Source organism: Streptomyces sp. NPDC001920, assembly GCF_053594495.1.
Genome location: NZ_JBSFEP010000009.1, coordinates 15647 through 36673 on the forward strand (window position 1 = coordinate 15647; position 21027 = coordinate 36673).

The window sequence follows — 21027 nt, forward strand, 5'->3', positions numbered from 1 at the left end:
GGCATTGAAAAGCTCGGCCTCCTACGAGACACGGGATGAGAAAAGGACGGAAGCGTCTGCGCGCGGCCCATCCGGCGAGCTGCACGGCCACTGCGGCGGTATGTCGCCGACGGCTACGCTTGGGGAGCCGGTCGCCTTGGCAGCAGGCAAGGACGGGGCTCAGCCGGTAAGGTCCACGTCGTCCTGCGTGAGGGTTTCGCGGATCGTCTCGGTGAGCCGGTCGGCCGCGATCGACGCGTAGTGCTCGGTCTTCTCCACGCCGATGAAGTCCCGGCCTTCCAGCAGAGCGGCCACGCCCGTGGAGCCGGAGCCGGCGCAGAAGTCGAGGACCGTGCCGCCCTCGGGGCTGATCTTGACCAGCTCGCGCATCACCTCGACCGGCTTCTGCGTGATGTGCCGGCGCTGCGCGCCCGAGGGCTGCGACGCCGAGTACATGCCGGGCAGATAGACCGGGTTCTGGGAGCCGTCGATCGCCCCCTTCGACGCCCAGACGATGAATTCGCAGTTCTGGGTGAACCGGCCCTTCTGCGGCCTGGCCTGCGGCTTGTGCCAGGCCAGCACACCGCGCCACAGCCACCCTGCGGCCTGGATCGCGTCCGTCGTCGTCGGGAGCTGACGCCAGTCGGTGAACAGCAGCGCGGTCCCGCCGGTCTTCGTCAGACGGTGCGCTTCGGTCATGATCTGCGTCAGCCAGAACGCGTAGGACCTCTGGTCCATGTTCTCGCCGGTGAAGTCTGCGAGGTCGTTCTTGGCATCGGCGGAGGTGTACTTCTGCTTCGCGGAGCGGGTGGTGCGCTCCTTCGCGGTCCGGCCACCGCTGTTGTACGGCGGGTCGGTGATGACGGAGTCGACGCAGCCGTCCGGAAGGCCGGAGAGAACGGCCAGGGCGTCGCCCTGGTGAAGGGAAAAAGGCAAAGAGGGGCCCCTATTCGGGTGCGGATTCACGGTGGGAACTAGCCGCCTCGCACAGGAGTCCTCGCAGGCCGGAAGTGGGCGTGCAGAAGCCCAGGGCCGCAGACCGAGGAGGCGAGGGGAGTCCAAAAACTGTAGAGGTGAATCCGCCGACGACCAAGAAGTGCCGTGCGAGGGTGCCGGATTCCGGCACCTCGCGCCAGCTTTTTGGTCAACCGCCAATCCGCATCTAATGTTTTTGAACCGCCCGGCGCACACCGCCGCTGGCTACTCCCCCGCCACACCTCACGGAGGTACCCCCTTGCCCCGGCACACCTAGCTCACGGCCCGGCCAGCTGGGTGCGAGCGGCAACTCGCCCCGCATCGGTCCGCCTTGATCGCCCACCCCGGCCGCCGCGCCCTTCCACCACGCCTCGCGCACGCGGCACGTCGGACACCGCACCCCCCGAAGGACACGCTCATGACGTCTCGCTACCCACCCCTGCCCGACCTCGCTGACCCACGAGCGGTCCGCTCCGGTTGAAGGCGCTCGCCGCCGGCATCGGCATCGTCTTCCTCTCCCCGCTTCTGCTCGCCGGCACCGGCATGATGATGGCGTCCTCCGCGGACGCCGTTCAAAGCAGCAGCAGCTCCCTCATCTGCCTGAACGACATCGACACCGGCAAGGTCGCCGAGCAGGTCACCAAGATCCTCGACGGGGCGTCCGGCAAGAACGTCCACGTCGAGGGCCTGGACCTGCCCGCCGAGCAGGTGCCCAATGCCCAGACGATCGTGGCCACCGGTATCAGCCTCGACGTCCCCAAGAAGGGCCAGGTCATCGCGCTCGCCACGGCGATGCAGGAGTCGAGGCTGCGCAACCTCAACTACGGCGACAGGGACAGCCTTGGGCTGTTCCAGCAGCGTCCCTCCCAGGGCTGGGGCACCGCCGAGCAGATCCGTGACCCGACGTACGCGAGCGAGCAGTTCTACAAGCACCTGCTCAAGGTGAACGGCTGGCAGCAGATGACCGTCACCCAGGCCGCCCAAGCCGTCCAGCAGTCCGGCCTGCCGGACGCCTACGCGCAGTGGGAGCACCTGGCCACCGCGCTGCAGGAAGCCATCGCCAAGACGTTCCCCGGCGCCGGCAACAACAAGGACGCCGTGGAGCCGAACCCAGGCAAGGAGCCGGGAGCTGGCACTACCGGCTGCGCTCCGGGCCAGGACGGCTCCGGCTTCGGCCCGATCCCCGAGGGCAGCGTCCCGAAGGGATACAAGATCCCCAAGGACGCCGACCCGAAGGCACTCAACGCCATCGAGTGGGCGATGCACCAGCTCGGCACCCTCTACCAGTGGGGCGGATCCTGCACCAACGCCCACGGTCCCGACCCGATGGGCCGCTGCGACTGCAGCTCGCTGATGCAGCAGGCGTACGCACACGCCGGCGTCACCCTCAGCCGCACCACGTACACGCAGGTCAACGAAGGCAAGGCGGTCTCGCCCGCCCAGCTCAAGCCCGGTGACCTCATCTTCAGCCGCGGTACCGCGAGCCGGCCTGAGCATGTCGGCATGTACATCGGCGAGGGCCTCGTGATCGAGGCACCGCGCACCACCAAGCCGGTCCGGATCACCCCGATCAAGGACTGGACGATTCTCGCCGCCCGCCGCGTCATCTGACGCCACCGCCCGGCCACCGCTCCAGGCCGGCCGCCGCGGCGATCTCCCGCGCCCCGAGCGCATCTCCCCGCCCCCTCTGCTTCCCTCTCCCCCCCGCCGGCCCCTCGTCTGGCCCGCGTATGCAAGGAGCCCGCCACACCTATGTCCCTCCCTCTCGCAGACCGCGTCATCCAGCTCGCCTACGACCCAGGGATCTCGCCCCAGGGCGGCGGCCTGCCCGGGCTCAGCGTGCTGAAGAACGTCGTCAACTCGATCAACATGTTCGGGATCATCGCCGTCGTCGGCGCCCTCGCGGTCTCGCTCGGCGTGTGGGCCTGGGGCCACCACACCGGTGGCCACCAGGCTGAGGCCAACGGAAAGAAGGGCGCCGTCGTCGCCGCGGGCGCCGCCCTCGGCCTCGGCGCCGCGAACGGAATCGTCGCGTTCTTCTCCACCCTCGGCTCGCAGGTTCACTGATGCGGAACCGATTCCCCACCCTCTCGCTGTCCTCTTTCGGTGTCGGCTGGTCGGCCAACCGACGCATCGCCATCGTCGCTCTGGTCGTCACCGTCCTGCTCGCCATCGCCGCAGCCGTCGCCTGGCTGTCCGGCAGCGGCAACGCCCACCGGGATCCGACCGCTGCCGGGCCGGCCGCGACGCACAGCCCGTCCTCTTCCGAGGCCCCCGCCCCGAAACCCGAGGCCGGCTCCGGTTCCGTGCCCAAGCCTCCGCAGATCGCCGAGCCGGTCGCGTACGCCAAGGCAGCAGCCCAGATGCTGTGGTCCTACGACACGCGCGACACCAGTCGCGACCAGCAGCTCGCCGGCATGCGCGCGTGGATGACCAAGGAGCCCACCTACGCCGACTGGGCGTCCGTCTCCGGCCAGGTCCCGGATCCGTTGCTGTGGTCGCGGATGACCGACCAGGACCAGCACGCCTCCGCCCGCGTCACCGAAGGCCACTACCCGGGCGCGTTCAAGCAGGCCCTCGCGGAGGACCCCTCGGCGATCACCGAGGCGTACATCTACGTCGTCACCGTCAACGGCAAGCAGCAGATCGCCTGGAAGAAGGGCGGCGGAGCCGAGGACCGCGCCGTGACCCTCGCGGTGCAGTGCCGCCCCGGCCACGACTGTTCCCTGGCCGCCATCGCTCCGAGCGTCACGCAGTGACCCGCGCCTGACACGAGATAAGGAGGAGTAATTCCCCGTGGGTTTCTGTGATTACCCCCTGGCGGACAAGCTCTGTGCCGTCGGCGACGCGGTTGATTTCGCCTCGGACCCTGGCAAGGCCATCGGTGACTGGATGGCGAAGTCCGCAGGTGAGCTGGCTGCGGCAGCGGCCGACTTGGCCGCCAAGGCGGTCAACACGACCACGAGGGTCGACCTGAACGCCGGATGGTTCCGCGACAACTACGAGATGCTGCTGCCACTGGGCCTGGTCCTGCTGGTCGCCACCTTCTGCGCGCAACTCGTCCGGGCAGCCGTCAGACGCGACGGACAAGCCCTCACCCAAGCGTTCACCGGCACCATGTCAGGGGTCCTGTTCGCGTTCTGCGCCATCGCCCTGACCACGGTCGCCGTCGAAGTCGTCGACGCCGTCAGCGACGGCCTGTTCAAGACCGCGCACATGAACATCGAGTCGGCCGTGCGCCGCATCGTCAAGGTCAGCCAGATCGGGGCCCTCGCCGGACTGGGATGGCTCGTCCCGGTCGTCGTCGGGCTCGGCGCCGCCATCGGCGCCTTCCTCTACTGGTGCGTGATGATGGTCCGCAAGGTCGGCATCCTCGTCATGGTCACCCTCGCCGTCTTCGCGTCCGCCGGCGGCGGCTGGGAAGTCGCACGGCGCTGGCGCAAGGGATGGATCGAAGCCACCGCCACCCTCGTCGTCAGCAAATTGCTGATGACCGTGATCTTCGTGCTCGGCATCGCCGCCATGGGCAAGACCGACGCCAAGGACGGCATCGCCGCCCTCGCCGACGTCATGTCCGGCATCGTGATCATGGTCCTGGTGCTGCTGTGCCCGTATGCCGTGTTCAAGTTCGTGCACTGGGCGGCCGACGGCACCGACGGCGAGTCCATCCACCGCGCCGGCGGCGCAGGAGCGCAGATCGCCAAGGCCCACGCCGAGAACGCCGCCCGCAAGGCCGCGGCAGCAGCGGCCACCGCAGGGAGCGGCGGCGCGGCAGCCGGAGCGGGCGTCGCCGCCGCGCAAGGCCCCGACGCTGGCGGAGGCGGATTCCCCGGCGACATCGCCGCCAACCCGACCGGCGGCAGCGCAGGGGGCCAGGGCGATGCGCAGGGTGGCGGAACGGGCGGCTCGCCCGGTGGCGGTGCCATGAAGTCCGGCCTGGACAAGGCCGTCCAGCCCGCGCCGACGAGCGTCTCCGACGACACCAGCGGCCAGGTGGGCGGCAGCCCGGGGCCGGGCGGATCCGGCGCGAGCGCCGCGTCCGGCCAGCAAGGCGGCTGGCAGTCCGTGCCGCCGACCACGACCCCGCCGCCGCAGGGCGCACCACCATCACACGGTGCACAGAACGCCACGCCCAGCGGAACGGGCTCACCGCCGCCGCCTGCGACCGGCCTCTGATCCCCTGTCCGTCTACCGGGGGCGGGACGTGTACTGCACCTCCCGCCCCCGGGTTCCACCCGCGCCTTCAGGACCCGCCCCTTGACTGATCTCTCCGTCGCCCCGGTCACGGTGAAGTTTCCGCACCGGTCCCGCCGCGGCATCCTCCTCGGCCTCTCCCTGCCCCAACTCGTCCTCGTGTCCTGCACGCTGGCACTGCTGCTGATGACGGTGGTCTCCACCGGGCTGGTCGGCGCCGTCGCCCTGACCCCGCTGTGGGCAGCATCCGGTGCGCTCGTTGTGATCCGCCGGCACGGACGCTCCCTGATCGACTGGGCGCCGATCGTCGCCCGCTACGCACAGCGCCGACGCACCGGCCAGACGCTCTGGCTCGCCCGGCCCGTCACCCGGCCCCGGCAGGACGGCCTTCTGCATCTGCCCGGCACGGCTGCCTCGCTCAAGGTGGTCACGCCCGGCGACTCAGCCAACGGCGCCGCGGCCGTGCACGACCCGCACCGGCAGACCCTGACCGCCATCGCCCGGGTCAGCAGCCGCGCCTTCGCCCTCCTCGACCCCGCCACCCAGAACCACAACGTGGGCAGCTGGGGACGCACGCTCGCGGGCATCGCCCGCACCGGTCACATCGCCACCGTGCAGGTGCTGGAGCGCACCGTCCCCGACAGCGGCGACACCCTCACCCGCCACTGGGCCCAGAACGGGCAGCCCCAGACACCGGTCGCCGGACAGATCTACTCCGAACTGGTCGCCTCGGCCGGCCCCGCCGCCGCACCCCACGAGACCTACCTCGCCATCTCCCTCGACCTCAAAGCCGCCCGGCGCCTGATCTCGCAGGCCGGCGGCGGGCTGCCCGGCGCGTTCACCGTCATGGAGCAGACCACCGCCTCCATCGCCCAGGCAGCCCGCAACGCCGGACTGATGGTCACCGGGTGGCTTACCGCGCGGGAGATCGCCGCCGTCATCCGCACCGCCTACGACCCGAAGGCGCTCGCCGCACTCCAGCAGTGGTCCCACACCGGCCGCGCCGAAGCCGACCCCGCAGCCGCAGGTCCCGTCGTCCAGGTCGAGGAGTACGACCGCCTCGCCACCGACAGCGCACGGCACGCCACATATTGGGTGGAGAACTGGCCCCGCACCGAAACGGGAGCCGGATTCATGCACGGCCTCATGTTCACCGCTGGCGTGCGACGCAGCCTGTCCCTCATCTACGTGCCGCAAGGGCTCGAGTCCGCCCTGCGGGACGTCCAGCGCAAGAAGGCCGCGATCATCGCCGACGCCAACGAGCGCGCCCGCCGCGGGCAGGTCGACAGCGAGGAAGACTCCGTCGAGTACGCCGACGTCAAACAGCGTGAGCGCCAGCTCATCGCCGGACACGCGGACGTCGCCCTGACCGGCCTCGTCACCGTCACCGCCGAGACCGACGCCCTCCTGGACGCCGCCTGCGCCCAGATCGAGACCCACGCCGTCACCTCGGGCGTCGACCTGCGACGGCTGAACTACCAGCAGCCCGACGCGTTCGCCGTCGCCGCACTCCCCCTGGCCCGCACCACCCTGTAGCTGCCAGTTCGCCCCCGCACCCTGCTCCCGCCTCTTTGGCGGCAAGGACCTCCCATTGATCCATCCCCGTCCCAGCGAGCCCGACGCGCACCCCTACCTTCGGGCCGCCACCGCAGGCGTCCGCCACCACGCTCGTGCCCTCAACCGTGCCGCGCCCCCGGATCGCGGGCACCTCGACACCCTCCACGCCCACGTCACCGAACTTCACCGGTTCATCGACCAGTTGGCCGAGGTAGCGCGGCTCCCGCATCCTGCAGCAGGCCGCCACCTCGCCACCGCGCACACCCGGCTGTGGCAGGCCGCCACCGAGCTCCATGCCGCCTTCCACCTGCTGCCCGGCAACACAGCGCAGGCAGATACCGAGACGAGCGCGTGCCATCCGGAACGGCTGCCCGAAGGGCCGCCCGTGCTGACCATCTGCCAACGCCACCTCGCCGCGGGGCACAGCATCCGGCGCAAGACCACCCCCACCGACCTCCGTCCGCATACCACGGCCTGCGTGCGATGAGCACCACCCGCAGAATCGAGGGCCTCCGATGAGCCACCGGCCCGCTCGCCGCGCCCGCCGCGCCTCCGCCAGCCCGCTGTTCACCCCCCACGGCACCGACCGGGCCAGCCGCAAGGCAGCCCGCCGCAAGCTCGCCGAAGCCACCGCCAAGGCCCGCGCCGAAGCCAGCGCCCACCAGGCCGAGAGCACACCCGCCGAGCACGAGATGCCCGCTCCGCTCTACCCTCCGAGCGGACGTCCCGGGCCCGCCTCCGCGCGCAACAACCGGCTGAAGCTGCCCGCACACCGCATGACGACTGCGGTGGCCGCCGGCGCGTACCCGTTCCTGGCCGAAGGCGGCCTCGGCGCCGAGGGCATCTACATCGGCCGCGACGTCCACGCCGAGGCATCGTTCGTCTTCGACCCGTTCGCGCTGTACGGCAAGGTCGAGGGATTCACCAACCCCAACCTCCTGCTCGCCGGAGTGATCGGCCAGGGCAAGAGCGCGCTCGCCAAGTCCTTCGCGCTGCGCTCGGTCGCCTTCGGCTACCGCGTCTACGTCCCCTGCGATCCCAAGGGCGAGTGGACGCCGGTGGCACAAGCCCTCGGCGGCCGTTCCGTCGCTCTCGGCCCCGGACTGCCCGGACGCCTCAACCCCCTGGACGCTGCCCCCCGCCCGCAGAGCGTCACGGAGGCCGACTGGGTCGGCGAGATCCGCAAACGGCGCCTGCTCCTGCTCGGCTCCCTCGCCCGGACGGTCCTGGGGCGAGACCTGATGCCCATGGAGCACACCACCCTCGACGTCGCCCTCGACGCCGTCGTCACCCGCGCCGCCGCCACCGGCCGCACCCCGCTGCTCGGCGACGTCGCAACCACCCTCAACAACCCCAGTGCGCTCGACGAAGCCGCCGGCATGATGTCCGGCCAGCTCGGCGACGCCGCCCGCGACCTCGCCCACGCGACGCGCCGCCTCGTCCACGGTGACCTGGCCGGCATGTTCGACGCCCCCTCCACCGTCGCCTTCGACCCGCACGCGCCGATGCTCACCATCGACCTGTCCCGCCTCGGCGGCTCCGGCGACGACACCGCCCTCGTTCTAGCCATGACCTGCGCAAGTGCCTGGATGGAGTCCGCCCTCTCCGATCCGAACGGCGGCCGGCGCTGGATCGTGTACGACGAGGCGTGGCGGTTGATGCGGCACGTCGGTCTGCTTCAGCGGATGCAGGCCCAGTGGAAGCTCAGCCGTGGCCTTGGCATCGCCAACCTCATGGTGATCCACCGGCTGTCCGACCTGCTCACCGCCGGCGACGCCGGATCACAAGGCCGCGCCCTGGCCGAGGGCCTCCTCGCCGACTGCAGCACCCGGATCATCTACCGCCAGGAGACCGACCAACTCCACGCCGCCGCCGCCCTGCTGGGCCTGACCTCCGTGGAAATGAACGCCATCGCGCACCTCAACCGGGGCCGTGGTCTGTGGAAAGTCGCTGGCAGATCCTTCATCGTCCAGCACCTGCTGCATCCCCACGAGCTGGCGCTCTTCGACACCGACGCCCGAATGCATTGAAAAAGCGTCGAGTTCACGAATCCTGACAACACCCCATCGAAGGACTTTCGTATCTCCCCGCGTGACCCGGACTTCGAGCTGTACGACAACGTCGGCCGCGACGCCGACCAGATCCACGCCGCCCGGTACAACCTCGCCACCCGCGGCGACCTGAAGCGGTGGGCGCCACGCGACGCGTAGCCCTTCCGCAACGCGCATCCGCTGCCGGACCAACCCTGGCCCGCACCCGACCTCACCCCCTACCTGGACGCCCTCGCCGCGGCTCAGACTCCGGCAGAGATCGAAGCAGTCACCGACCACTTCCTGGACGCCGCAGAACCTGCATTGCGCGCCGTGAGCGACTACCTCGTCGCCGCCGCCCGGTGGCGGCGGGAGAACCGCGGTGCGGCCAAGGGATCTCCTTCAAACCTGCTGATGACGGCGGCCAGCCGGGCGCTGTCGGTCCTGGCCCTCGCCGACGAGGCCGGCCTGAGCAGGCTGCGCGCCGCCTACGACCCGGCCCTCACCCCCGCGACACCGACCGGCGGCCAGCCTGGGGCTAGCGCAGGTGTCCCACCCGCTCCTCCGTCCCCCGGCACCGCACCCCGCCGATAGCTCTCTTTCTGCGATTCAAGTCCCGCCCAATTCTCGCAAACGCGATCCCGAGGGACCACCACTGTTGATCGACACGGCACCGCACCGCCTGCACACGGAGTCCTCTTGAAACGTCCCCCTCACCTGAACGCCACCGAATGGGCCGAATACCAACAACGCCGAGCCGAACTCGACGACCTCATGGCACAGGTCGCCGACCAGGAAGCCCAGATGGAACACGACCTGATCGCCACCCACGATGAGTACGAACTCGGCTTCAGTCAGGAGTCTCAGCCGGGCGTCACCCCCGCTGGACGGACGCCTTCACCGCACCGATCGCCCGCCTTCTCCCGCGGGAGGTGCCGTGGCCGTTGACGAAGCGAGCACTCCAGACGCCCGCCGCGCGGCTTCGCTCGCACCGCTTCCCGACCATCGCAACGTGGAGACCCCGTGGTGGCAGGAGCTGTGGCGTCGCCACGCGCACATCACCACGCCGCTGCGAGCGCGCGGCCTGCAGTGCGACATCGAGTTCGGCCTCAGCGCCTACATTGTGCGCGTCTCGCTCCCCGACGACAGCTTCCTGATCATCGGTCCGCCGCAGGAGCGGTCCTCCGAGCGCCCGCCGGGAAACCCGGAGGGCTGGATCGCGACGCGCGAGCACCCCGACGACCCGTCGCTGTTCGAGGTCCTCTACGACTCGGCCCCCTCCGACGACCCCGGTGCTCCGCAGCGGCCCGAAGCCCTCCACGGCGGCAGCGCCCAGCCCCTGATCGGGGCGATCGACCAGCGCCTGGCCCAACTCGGGCTGCTGCCGCACCCTGTCTTGCCCGGCGAAAGCCCACGCGTGCACTCAGCCCGGCCGACGCCCGCGCCCCAGGCCCAGGGCGTCCCCGGCACACCGGACCGTGCTCCCGTCTACGTCTATGGCGACGCGCTGCGCGCTCTGACCGACCGGCTCAATGGAGCCGAGTCACATGCGGATGCCGCTGCCCTGCTGCACCAGATCCTGGAGCCCGCCGACGGCCTGCTGGCGCAGCTCGGCGAGTTTTTCGAAGCAGCCGGGGAGAAGGCCAAGGAAGCGGAGGAGGACGACGGGTTCGACCTGTCGTACGACCTCGCCCACGCCGCCGCCGAGATCCGCAACCTCGCAGAGGTCCTGCACGTGGTCGAGGACAGGATGCGGGCCCTCACTCCGCTCGCGTCGGCACCGCAACTGCCCTCCAGCCCGGCCCGTGCACCGTCCCTTCCCCCGCGTGTGCTCCCGCCGGCACAGCCGCGGCACACGCGCTGACCCCGGACCATCGCCTCCCTCCAAGAACACATGACCTCACCCCGCACCGACCTGGCCGCCTTCGCCGCCGGCCTTGCCGCGCGCCTGCCCGGCACCTGGACCAGCGAGTACCAGCGCCACTCGCAGTACGCCCACCAGTTCCCCCGCACCGAGCAGCTCTGGGACACCGGCCACGTCGACTACGTCGTCAGCCAGTACGTCCTCACCCACGACGCCGTGCTCCACGGGTCGGCCAACCAGCAGTTGTACGTGGCCGACCGCCCCCGCTACCCGCACCAGTTCGTCGTCGCCCCGCTCACCCCCGACGGCACGCACATCAAGCCCCACCACTTCGCCGGAGTCGAAGAACCCAACGGCATCGCCGTTCCCAACGAGCCCGCGCGGGCGGCGGAACGAGTCGCCCGGCGACTGCTGCCCCGCTAAGAACAGGCCCTGCACGCGGTCCTCAACAACGCGGAGCACCAGCCCCAGCCTCCGCACCGGCCCGCCCCACCGCAGGTCGACCAGATCCTCACCCTGACCCTGTACAGCGACGGAGCCCTCGGCGCGCCGTACGCGAGCGTGCCAGTGGATGCCCGCATGACCCTGTACGCCCACGGCTTCCAGTACCACCCACACCAAGCAGCGTTCCTCCTGCCCGCCACCTACGGGGACACCGGTCGCGCCCTTCGCGTCCACGGCGTGGTCCAGCAGCTCACGGCCAGGGCATCGGCGTGAACCTGCGCCACTCGGCACCCACCACCAGCGCCGCCCTTCCGTCGGCCTCAGCGAAGGCCGCTCCCCCGATCCGCCGTACGCGCTGATCCGCCCCCCTCAGATCCTTGGAGTCTCCATCCGCATCACCCGCCGCACCCTGCCGCTGCTCGCCGGCGCCGCCTGCCTCGCCCTGGCCCTCACCGGCTGTGCCGACGACGGCACCGCTGCCGCCAAGCAGCCGCCCAACGCCAGCAGCGCGCCGAAGCCGGCACCTGCCCTCAGCGCCGCCCAGGTCCGCGCCGTCATCACCCACTACTCGCAGATCAACAACGAGGCCAACGCCGACCGCAACCGCGCCCTGCTCGACACCATCGAGGACGGCCCGCTGTACGCCATGTCCGTCTCGGACTACATCGAGACCGAGGGACTTCCCGCGGCCGACCGCACGCCCTACAAGCCCTGGTCCTACGACACCGCCAGCGCCAAGCTGTACATCCCGCGCCTGGCCGCCGGACAGGATCGCTGGTTCGCCGCCGCGCTCTCGGACGACAAGGGCAAGACCCCCTCGCGGCTGGCGGTGTTCGCCGAACGACCCCAGCACAAGCGCTGGGAGATGGTCTCCGTCGTCGACCTCGACAACCCGAAACTGCCGGACATCGCCCTCGACCGCGACGGGTACGCGACGGCCGTTGCCGCCGACGGCAACAAGCACCTTGCCGCCGACGCGAACCTGCTGCGCACCGCAGTGCTCGACAACTTCGCCACCGGCGGCACGCACACCGGGACGAAGGTCTTCACGCCGACCACGGCGAGCAAGCGGCAGATCGAGGTCCACGACAAGACCGGCACCCGCTACGGGGACCAAGGCACCACCGTCTTCGCCGGCACCGCCAACCGCTACAAGGACGCCTACGCCCTCAAAACCGTGGACGGCGGCGCGCTGATCCTCTTCTCCCACATGCACACACAGACCGACGCCGTCGCGCACTCCGGCCTGCAGATCAACCCCGGCAAGGAGGACCGGGCCTGGCTCCACGATGTGCCCCGCACCTCCATCACGTACACGTTCGTGTGCAACGACGCCGCCGCTGTCCCCGCGAAGGCCGCCCCGTCCCGCCTGTTCGGCTACACCTGCGCCCGCACCGACGCCTCCGGCCCGCCGGTCCCGTCCTGGTCGCAGCGCGCGTAGGCGCACCCGCGCGCCACCTGATGGCGCCGACATGTCTCGCCCCTGCTTGCTGCGGAGAACTCCCCTGTCCACTCGCTCCTTCATCGCCCGTCCCACCGCCAGCACGGGCTACACCGGCATCCACGTCCAGCTCGACGGCGTGCCCAGCCACCACCTCCCCCTGCTCCTGGCCGCCTACCAGTACAAGTTCGGACGCGACATCGAGGCCATGTGCCGGCACCTCATCGACGACGTCGCCGTCGGCTGGGACGAACTCGGCACCGATCTCCTCGACGATGCCCCGCTCGCACTCGTGGCCGCGCTGACCGGCGGCGAGCACTGGCCCAGCCGAACCCTCGACCACCTGGTCACCCCGGACGGCTCGCCGCCGGTACGCATGTCGGTCACCGACGCGACCGCCGACGAGCAGGACATGCAGTGGGGGTACGTCCTGCACAAGGAGGGCGTCGAGGTGATCAGTCTCCTGCACGAGGACATCGGCCCCATCGTGAGCTGGGCCATCGACCCGCGCACCGCCTTCAACGACCACCCGGCGGCTTGGTCCTCCCTCGACTCCCCGCCCGCTCTCCGGGCATCGCGGGGCAGGCGGCCTCAGAGCACTCCTGCCGCAGCCCCTGCGAAGGCCGGCCCCTCTCGCCCCTCCGCCCGCCGCTAGTTTCCCCTCGTCTTCCGGAGCCTTCTCTGCCCCCGCACACCACGCCCTTGATCACCGTCGTCATCGCCAGCCGCCTGCGCGAAGACCGGCTCGACTACCTGACCGCCATGCACGCCAGCCTCACCCGGCAGACGGTGCCGTGGGAGGCCGTGATCGCACTCGATGGTGCCTCGCCCGACCGCCTGCCGGCCCCGCTCGCACAAGATGCCCGCGTTCGCACGCTGACGCTGCCCCGGCCGGTCGGCGCCGCCTGCGCCCGCAACCTGGCCCTCGGCCACGTACGCACCCCGTACACCAACTGGGCTGACGATGATGACGAGTTCACCGACGATGCGATGGCCGTACGGTTGAACACCTTGGAGTCCACCGGGGTCGGCTGGTGTGCGGGCTGGAGCGAGGACAAGTACCCCGACGGCTCGACCACCCTGTGGCGCTGCCCCACGCCGCCTGGCCGGCACGAGGCCGGCGACGTGTGGACGTACTGGAAGTCGCCGGCGGACACCATCCCCATCGGACCGACCACGATCCTCGCCCGCACCGACCTCGTGCGCGCCGCGCCGATGGGCGGCCTCGTCCAGGGCGAGGACTACTGCGCGGCCCTCGGCGTGACCGCTCTCGCGCCCGGGATCCTGCTGCCGGTCCCCGTGTACCGGTACCGCAAGTGGAACGGGCAGATGACAGCCCAGGTCGGATACGACCAGCTGGAGGCGGCGGCCCGCGAGCACGCCTGGGCATACGGCCGCAGCCTGCGCTCCGTCCTGCACGGCGAGGACCTTCTAGGATCCGCGAATTCGTGAGCATTTCCGCGTGATCATGAGCATTGGCAACGTTCAGTAGTTGTCACTTTCCTCAAGCCCGGGTGTCAGCGCGGGCGCGGCCGACCTCCTCCTGGATGCGGTCGCGCAACCAGGGCGGCATGTCCACCGGGGCACCCTCTGCGTCAGCGAGATAGATGCAGAGTTGCCCACGCATCTCGTCCTGGCGCGGATGACCGAAAGCTTCGACGACCCGACGACCCACCTCATTGAGATCTTGGTGTGGAGCATCCACGTCCGACTGGTCATAGAACATGTGCAGGCCGGGAACACCGGGCAGGGGTCGAGTCACCTTCGGCCCCGCATCCCCGACAATCCGGCTCTCGGCGTCCCAGTACCGGATGAAGCGCAGGTTGTACGCGCTAACGACGGCCACCATCGCCAGGTCGCTCATAGCCAATCTCCTGCCTCGCAAGGGAGTTTGGACTCTAGCCGCCGCGCCGACCTGCTGGGCCGAGAGCGACCTGGTCCACCAGCGTCAAGGCCGACCCTGGTTAACGGAACCAACGTTCACCGCGGCCATTAGTACCTCACTCGCCGTTACCTATCCGAGCTAGGAGAACCACCGATTGCTCAATCTCCACCTACAGCGCCACTGCTCACTGCGTGCGGATTTCGATGTTTCCGCGGGAGCCCGTGCTCACGAAGTCGCGCTCCCTACCCCTACAGACCTGGTCCATGGCTGAGGCGCAGATCATCCTGACGCACAGCCGGGAGTCCGGGATCGTCGCCATCGCCTCGGGCGAGCAGTACCCCTGGGCGCACACCGCCCTCGCGGAGAACGGCTTCCAGCGGGACGACGACGTCTGGCACCTGCCCGCGGACGGCACCAAGACCACCGTGGTCGACCTGATCAGGTGCGCGAAGCGGCACCGCACCAGCGTGCACACGAGCAGCCGCCGGTTCATCGGCGACGCCGCCCGCGACCTCGCGCGCCTCCTGCCCGGCCAGTGGCACGCCTCGGTCGAGATCTACTCGCACCCCGCCTGGCAGGAAGACCTCGTCCCCTGGATCTGGGACAGCGGCGAACTCGGCCGCGCCGTCCAGACCGAGCGAATCCCCTACGCCGCGCTCCTCACCGACGCGGTGCAGCGCACCGCGCTGCTGTTCATCGAACGTCCCGGCCGTCAACTCGACTACCTGGTCGGAGCCTTCTCGCCCGAGGGCCTGGAAGGGGGCTACGGCGATCCCCACGCCCCGCGCAGCATCGTCCTGCCGCCGGTTGCCGGGCGGGCTGCCCAGGCCCTCACCGGCCGGTACCACCCCGCCTACGAGCAGGCCGTCCACGCCCGCCAGACGGCGGCCATCGCCGCCGTGCTCGGGGACATCCGCTGCGAGCACGACACCTGGCAGGCCATGAACGCCTCCGGCCGCTACAGCGACGCCACCCCGCTGAGCGCCGCCGCTCTCGGCGCCGCGACGGAGTTGTTCCTCGACCACGCCTGGCGCCGTTTCCTGACCATCGTCGACCACGCCCCGGCGCTGCTCGACCGGTGCCGACCCGCGAGCAGCTCGTGGCCCGACGACGCCGCGGCCCTCTCCCGTCTGGCCGACGCCGTGATCGATGCCGAGACCCTGGTCGACGAGATCGTCCACGGCGGTTTCGTGCCGGAGCAGGAGCGCCGAGCACGCGCGTGGCCGGCCATCGAGAACTGGCTCACTGACGGCGAAACGTTCTTGCGGCAGGCCCGCATCAGCGTACCCCACCGCCGCCCCGCCCTGCCCGTCGCCGCGCCAGCCCGCCCCTTCACCACGGCCCGGCCCGCGCACCGCGGCCCCTGACCCCTTCCGCCCCACGCCCCGAGGAGAACACTGCCCCCTTGCACCCCGGCACCCACTTCGCCTTCGGCGACCACGAGGAACACGGCTTCGTCGCCTCCTTCACCGCGTCTATGCCCGCGCACCTCGCCCACTGGTACCTGGAGCGCGAGCAGTTCGAGCCCGTTCCCGGAGAACCCGGCCTGTACCGGCTCAGCGAGCCCGAGCGCGACGGAGTCCGCCGCACCCGCCAAGCCGTCCACGACCTGCGCCGCCAGGGCTACACCGTGCAGGCCGACATCCGGCTTGACCCGTCCCTCTCGGCCGGACCGGTACACCCCGCCCGGCCCCACAGACTCGAGGAGCGCCGCAGCCGTCTCGCCCGGGCCGCCGCCGGCCGGACGACGCAGCGCTCTACACCGCCCACCACCTCCCCGCCGGCGGCCCGGCCGATCCCGCGGAAGCCCACCTACGCTCCGACCGTCCACCTGACGGCCGCGACCGGCGGGCGGTCCCGATGACTCCCGCGAGCCGTCCGGCCCCCGACGGCCCCTTACCGACCGCTCCCGAACTGGCCAACGCGGCACGCGACTTCTGTTTGCGGCTGGCGGTCATCGACCGCGAGACCGAGGCCGCGCTCGATAGGACACGCGACCGCTACGGTCGTACCGTTAACGCGGGCGCCGCGGCTGCCGCACGAGCCCACCGCGACAAGGCCGCGGTGGAGGCGTACGCCGCCCGCCTAGCCCCGCACGCCGAGGCTCTCCTCGATGCCGCCCGCCTGGTGCTCGATGAGCTGCCACCCGCTCGGCACCTGGCCGGGTGGCGGGCCGTCCTGGACGGCCTGGCCGTTTCGGCCGCCGAGATCCGCCGGGCGCTCGACCGGCCAGCCTCCCCCGGTTCCCCGGCCGCGCGCGCTCAGCACGCGGCCCTGTGGCCGCACCTGGCCGCCTGGGCGAACCACGGCTCCATCGCCAGCAACCTCGCCGACCAGCAGGGCGGCCAGCACCACAAGGCTCCGCTGACCGACGAGGAACAGCAAATGTGGACCAAGAAGGCCCAGGCCGCGCAAAGACGCGGCGAGCTGGAGCTGACCGAGTCGTGGTACGCCGCCGACGGGCAGCCGATCACCCTCGCCTATTTGGTCGAGGATGACGACTCGACGGTGGTCGCGCTGCGCGGCGACCCGGACGCACCGGGCTGGCAGGTTGTCGGGCACTACGCCCACGAGTACGAGGCGGGCAGGTGCTGCCCGCTCCGGTTCCGCCCGGCGTGCTGCGCGCGGACGTCTCCCGGTTCAACCGCCCGGCACCGGTCCCGGAGGTGTCCCTGCAGGACCTCATCCGCGATGTCGTCGAAGGCCACAGTGCCGGTGACGCCTCCAATGCGCTTCTCAGCGCTGTCCAGCGCGGCTATGACGCCGGACCGATGGTCCGCCTGCAGGAACTCCTGGAGATCAGCGGCTAGTTCGCCAGCGCCCTGGAGACCGTGCAGGGCCGCCAGATCGCCGCCCGTCTGGCAGCGCTGAGCCGGCAGATCGAGTTCCTCACCCGCGAAGTCGAAGAAGCGGCCGAGGACCTCGGCGCGACCGTCGCCGTCCTGCCCCCGCACCGCACCCCCGTGCTGCGCACCCGTCCGCGCCCCGCCGTGGACACCACACCGCCCACGCCGCCACCCCGCGCCAGCACCACCGCCCGACACCGCTAAGCCCATGTCCCACCTGGTCTTGACGAACATGAGCCCATGGAGCAGTACGCGATCAACCTTGCCTTCGCAAAATACGAGCACGATTGTGAGCTGTCTTGAGCGCCCACGGCCTAGGGGCGGCCTTGCCAGCCGCCCCGGAGCAGCGGCTACTGCTGACGCTTACTCACGTGTGACACGGCGGTCATGCCGGCGCCGTAGGTGAAGGCAAGGACGGCCCCGCCAGAAGCGACGGCGGTGAGGGCAGGCTGCCCCAGAACAGCGGAGCCGATCCCCGCAACCAGCCCAGCGATGACGGATACCAGCGCAACGACGACAACGTGATACACGCGGTGGTCACAGGTAGAAGTGGTGGCAGGCAAGTAGGGCCCTCCCATACTCCGTGGGAGCGCCGTCACCTGAATCAGGGCAGGGTGCATCCTGCGCTGGATTCACGTCACAGCGTCGCCGCCCAGCGGGCGTCGCGATAGGGAAGCGCCGGCCAGGCGCGCCTATCGCTCCTCGGATGGAGCGCCGTAGCGGTTGGCCATCATCACCGATGCACCATGCCTTTCAAGGATCTCGTCGACCACGTCCATAGTAGCCAACCCCACTGACACACAGACAAGTTGGTGACCGCTTCGGGGGAGCCCAAGCGCCGATCTGCAGCGACTCCCACTTACCTGGTCTTCACGCGCGAAGCCTCGTTGCAGGCACTGGTGGCCGTGCTCCTGGCCAAGCGTCCCGCCCGCCGCACCGCCCTCGCCGGACACCTCGCCAAGCAGCCGCTTGCCGACCCGGCGCTCCCTGGCACCGGCGCGGCCTTCGCTCTCACCGTCCTTCTCGCCGCGCGCCGACGTCTGGGCCCCGCGGGCAGTCGCGGTGCGGCTGGCGCCGGTGCCTGCTCCGTGGCCGGCATAAGACGCCCTGATCAGGGCGCAACCCCCACCTTGCAACCCCTTTGAGGAGATCGAATTATGGCTGTTCGTACGCACTGGACCGTGGAGCACGCCTGCTCCCACCGCGTGGATCACGACCTGTCCAATCGCCCTGCCGACAAGCGGGCAGGCTTCGCCCGCTGGCTCGCGTCGAAGGACTGCACCGACTGCTGGAAGGCGGCGCGCGACGCCGACACCGGGTCCAAGGAGGAGTGGCTCGCGGCCAAGCGGGCCGAGGAGCAGGAGGCAGCCCTCGCGTGGGCGAAGCAGTTCGACATGCCGCAGTTGGAGGGCCCGGCCAAGGCCCTGGACTGGGGCGAACGCTCCCGCCACCAGCTGATGACATCCGCGCACACCGCGCTCGTCATCGAGGGCACATGGGACGAGGCGGACTGGGCGGAGCTGGAGGAGAAGGCCCGCGCCATCACCCGTGCCGGATGGTGGATCGACCAGCGCGACGCCGAAGGCACTGACCTGCTCGAACTCCTCGACGCAGCCAGTGTGGCGGACCGCGGGACGGAGAACCCGTTCCACTGACGGCTGGGCAACATAGCCGGATAACGCCGGTTAGCCAAACCGGCGTTCCTCCGGACTATTGATGCTCCCACCCCGCCAGCATCTGCGTGGAAGGAACTCATGTCCCAGCTTCCGCCCACCTCGGCGTTCGCACCGACGCCCGACCCGCTCACCCCCGATCGAGACATCACCCACGCCCACTTCCAGGCCGGTGACACTGTCGTCGTCCTGAAGGGGATGGCCGGCGGAGAACTGTGGGGCGATGCGATGCGCGTCGTGGCCCCGTCCTGGCACACCCCGACCGACGAGGACGGCTGGCGGCTGCGTGATGCGACCGGCGGCGCCCAGTCCTACGTCACCGCCCACCCCCGCTACCTCGTGCACCTCTCGCGCCGCTGCCCGGACTGCCTGATCTACCTGCGCGCCATGGAGGATGCCCTCTTTACACGGTTCGCCGACCGCGACGAGCTGATCGACTGCGGCTGGTACACCACCACCGCCCTGGGCCAGCTCGTGCACATCGCGGACATCCGGAGTGGCCGATGACTTCCCCCACGCACCGTCCCGGCCGTTCCGCCGCGCTCGACAGAGCCAGGGCCCGAGCCACCGCATCTCCGGTCGATTCTTCCTGGCCGCTTCACCTGGCCGAAGACCTCCGCGACATCGAGGCCGACTGGAGAACTTCGGCCGAGGTGTGCGCGGATGCTGCCTGGGCGGCACGGTCGGCCGGCCACAGCGTCCTGGCCCTGCTGTCCCCGCAGGACGTCACCGCAATGGGCCTTGACCCGATCACCGCCCGCACCTTGGCTCATCTGTACCTGAGCGCCCTGCGGTTCGACTTCCGCTGCCCCACCCGCCAACGCATCGTCGAACAACTCGCGGAAACCGCGCGTCAGCCGCTGGACTGCTACACCCGGGCCTTGTACGCCTTCGCGCTGCTGGGCCAGTCCCGCCCGGAGGGCCTGGCGGTCATGGACGAGGTCCTCGCGGAGGCCGGGCAGCACACCAAGACCCTGCACGTCCTGCTGCACGGGCTGTGGCTCGGCCAGGACCTGGACCAGGGCGCGGAGCGTCTCCTGGCCCTCAGCTCCCGACCGGCCCTCGCCACCGGCAGCGACCCGATCGTCCTCTTCCGCGTGGCGGGTGCCCTGCGCCGGCTGGGCCGGTACGACGATGGGCTGGGCGCCATCGACAGGGCGATCGACTGTCTCCCTCCGGGGGACACCTCGGTGAACGCCGACCTGGTCCGCGAGCGCTCCCTGCTCTGCACAGCCCGCGACCTTCATCAGCACCGGCCGCCCGCACGTCGAGCGGGGTGCCGTCATGATCCCCCGCCTGCACGCGCGGACCCACTCGCCGCGCGACCCGCTCGCCGAGGCACTCGGGCGGCCCCTTTCCCCGAACGAGGGTCCGACGAAGTACACCATCGTCGCCCACTGGCCGGACCTGGACTACTACACCCCCAACGACGAGCAGAGAACCTGGACATCCGCTCAGTGGGCCGAGCACCTCGAAGATCCCTACCTGGAGCATCCGTTCACTGCCAGTGCGGACGACGACCGACGGGCGATCCTCCATCTCGACATCCGCCTCCACCCGGACGACCGGGAGCTGACCGGTCCGGAGTGGGCCGAAACCGCTCACCGGTTCGCGCGAGCCGCCAGTATCGAGATACCCGGCGCCGCGGAGCACGGCTGGCGGTGGATCGCCGTCCAGGCACAGCCCGGGCGCCTGGACCTGATCGCCAACCTGATCCACCTCGACGGCACCTGGCGCACCCCGCCCTCAGACATACTGCGGCGCCTTGCGGACGAGGCACGCCGCATCGAACAGGACCTCAACTTGATCCCCGCCCGCACCGGACCCGCGACACGCCCCGCTGTCCGTACGGCGCCCACCGCATCCGCGCAGTTCGCGAGCGTCCTTACGCAGCTCGCCGACGAGCAGGCCGGCCCGCTGGCCACGGTCCGCGGACTGATCGAGCACACCGCTCACCGCATCGCCCGCCAGCCCGGAGCCGCCAGCACCGAAGCAGCACACGGTCTGGAGCTGATGGCCCGCCGGCTCCACGCGATCCAGCAGGACCTGGACACCACCGCGGCCCACCTGGTCCGCCGGTCCCGGATCGCCGCCGCACCGCCCGTAGCCCGGCACACCGCCCACAGATCTCCGTAGGAG

Annotated in this window: 21 protein-coding genes and 1 pseudogene; 20 read left to right on the plus strand and 2 right to left on the minus strand. The window is 70.6% G+C overall.

Features of this window, described 5'->3' with window-relative positions; translation table 11 throughout:
- Positions 1–159: 159 nt before the first annotated feature.
- Positions 160–915, minus strand: a complete 756-nt coding sequence (locus ACWCPI_RS16715) for a DNA-methyltransferase (protein ID WP_093721462.1) — start codon at positions 913–915, stop codon at positions 160–162.
- 516 nt (positions 916–1431) lie between these two features.
- Between ACWCPI_RS16715 and ACWCPI_RS16720 the strand changes: the two genes are divergently transcribed.
- The 14 genes from ACWCPI_RS16720 to ACWCPI_RS16785 all read left to right on the plus strand — a co-directional run bounded on the left by ACWCPI_RS16720 (position 1432) and on the right by ACWCPI_RS16785 (position 13936).
- Positions 1432–2565 carry a C40 family peptidase gene (locus tag ACWCPI_RS16720; protein ID WP_451038817.1) on the plus strand — a complete coding sequence of 378 codons (1134 nt, stop codon included), beginning with the start codon at positions 1432–1434 and terminating at the stop codon, positions 2563–2565.
- Between the two features lie 141 nt (positions 2566–2706).
- Positions 2707–3021, plus strand: a complete 315-nt coding sequence (locus tag ACWCPI_RS16725; protein WP_176119243.1) for a DUF6112 family protein — start codon at positions 2707–2709, stop codon at positions 3019–3021.
- Positions 3021–3713: a hypothetical protein gene (locus ACWCPI_RS16730; protein WP_451038818.1), complete on the plus strand. Its 693-nt coding sequence runs from the start codon at positions 3021–3023 to the stop codon at positions 3711–3713. The genes ACWCPI_RS16725 and ACWCPI_RS16730 overlap by 1 nt, the downstream gene beginning before the upstream one ends.
- Positions 3714–3750: 37 nt before the next feature.
- Positions 3751–5130, plus strand: a complete 1380-nt coding sequence (locus ACWCPI_RS16735; protein ID WP_451038819.1) for an SCO6881 family protein — start codon at positions 3751–3753, stop codon at positions 5128–5130.
- An 81-nt stretch (positions 5131–5211) separates the two neighbouring features.
- On the plus strand, positions 5212–6684 hold the full coding sequence (locus ACWCPI_RS16740; RefSeq protein ID WP_451038820.1) for an SCO6880 family protein: 1473 nt from the start codon (positions 5212–5214) through the stop codon (positions 6682–6684).
- A gap of 55 nt (positions 6685–6739) precedes the next feature.
- Complete coding sequence (locus tag ACWCPI_RS16745) at positions 6740–7192, plus strand: DUF6238 family protein (RefSeq protein WP_451038821.1); 453 nt, start codon at positions 6740–6742, stop codon at positions 7190–7192.
- A gap of 28 nt (positions 7193–7220) precedes the next feature.
- Positions 7221–8735 carry an ATP-binding protein gene (locus ACWCPI_RS16750; protein WP_451038822.1) on the plus strand — a complete coding sequence of 505 codons (1515 nt, stop codon included), beginning with the start codon at positions 7221–7223 and terminating at the stop codon, positions 8733–8735.
- Positions 8736–9068: 333 nt separating this feature from the next.
- On the plus strand, positions 9069–9329 hold the full coding sequence (locus tag ACWCPI_RS16755) for a hypothetical protein (RefSeq protein WP_079102899.1): 261 nt from the start codon (positions 9069–9071) through the stop codon (positions 9327–9329).
- A 418-nt stretch (positions 9330–9747) separates the two neighbouring features.
- Entirely contained in the window at positions 9748–10599 is an 852-nt protein-coding gene (locus ACWCPI_RS16760; RefSeq protein ID WP_451038823.1) for a hypothetical protein, read from the plus strand.
- Between the two features lie 30 nt (positions 10600–10629).
- Positions 10630–11022: a hypothetical protein gene (locus ACWCPI_RS16765; protein WP_451038824.1), complete on the plus strand. Its 393-nt coding sequence runs from the start codon at positions 10630–10632 to the stop codon at positions 11020–11022.
- Between the two features lie 156 nt (positions 11023–11178).
- The gene (locus ACWCPI_RS16770; protein ID WP_451038825.1) at positions 11179–11316 is read left to right on the plus strand and encodes a hypothetical protein; all 138 of its coding nucleotides are present in this window, start codon (positions 11179–11181) and stop codon (positions 11314–11316) included.
- Positions 11317–11689: 373 nt separating this feature from the next.
- Positions 11690–12484 (plus strand): hypothetical protein, encoded by a 795-nt coding sequence (locus ACWCPI_RS16775; protein WP_451038826.1) that lies wholly within the window; start codon positions 11690–11692, stop codon positions 12482–12484.
- 139 nt (positions 12485–12623) lie between these two features.
- Positions 12624–13139: a hypothetical protein gene (locus ACWCPI_RS16780; protein ID WP_451039052.1), complete on the plus strand. Its 516-nt coding sequence runs from the start codon at positions 12624–12626 to the stop codon at positions 13137–13139.
- Positions 13140–13186: 47 nt separating this feature from the next.
- Positions 13187–13936, plus strand: coding sequence for a glycosyltransferase family 2 protein (locus ACWCPI_RS16785; RefSeq protein ID WP_451038827.1), 750 nt, complete (start codon positions 13187–13189; stop codon positions 13934–13936).
- Positions 13937–13988: 52 nt separating this feature from the next.
- On the opposite strand, the gene ACWCPI_RS16790 is transcribed toward ACWCPI_RS16785, so the two are convergent.
- The gene (locus ACWCPI_RS16790) at positions 13989–14348 is read right to left on the minus strand and encodes a hypothetical protein (protein ID WP_058082628.1); all 360 of its coding nucleotides are present in this window, start codon (positions 14346–14348) and stop codon (positions 13989–13991) included.
- A 284-nt stretch (positions 14349–14632) separates the two neighbouring features.
- Here ACWCPI_RS16790 and ACWCPI_RS16795 point away from each other — a divergent pair, with 284 nt between their 5' ends.
- From ACWCPI_RS16795 to ACWCPI_RS16820, 6 genes and pseudogenes are all read left to right on the plus strand, one after another.
- Complete coding sequence (locus tag ACWCPI_RS16795; RefSeq protein ID WP_451038828.1) at positions 14633–15736, plus strand: hypothetical protein; 1104 nt, start codon at positions 14633–14635, stop codon at positions 15734–15736.
- Between the two features lie 38 nt (positions 15737–15774).
- Positions 15775–16233, plus strand: a complete 459-nt coding sequence (locus ACWCPI_RS16800; protein WP_451038829.1) for a hypothetical protein — start codon at positions 15775–15777, stop codon at positions 16231–16233.
- A pseudogene (locus ACWCPI_RS16805) lies at positions 16230–17419 on the plus strand (hypothetical protein). The gene ACWCPI_RS16800 and the pseudogene ACWCPI_RS16805 overlap by 4 nt, the downstream one beginning before the upstream one ends.
- A 953-nt stretch (positions 17420–18372) precedes the next feature.
- Positions 18373–18870, plus strand: a complete 498-nt coding sequence (locus tag ACWCPI_RS16810) for a hypothetical protein (protein WP_451038830.1) — start codon at positions 18373–18375, stop codon at positions 18868–18870.
- 99 nt (positions 18871–18969) lie between these two features.
- Entirely contained in the window at positions 18970–19395 is a 426-nt protein-coding gene (locus ACWCPI_RS16815; RefSeq protein ID WP_055495473.1) for a hypothetical protein, read from the plus strand.
- A 777-nt stretch (positions 19396–20172) separates the two neighbouring features.
- Positions 20173–21024 (plus strand): relaxase/mobilization nuclease, encoded by an 852-nt coding sequence (locus ACWCPI_RS16820; RefSeq protein WP_451038831.1) that lies wholly within the window; start codon positions 20173–20175, stop codon positions 21022–21024.
- Positions 21025–21027: the final 3 nt, after the last annotated feature.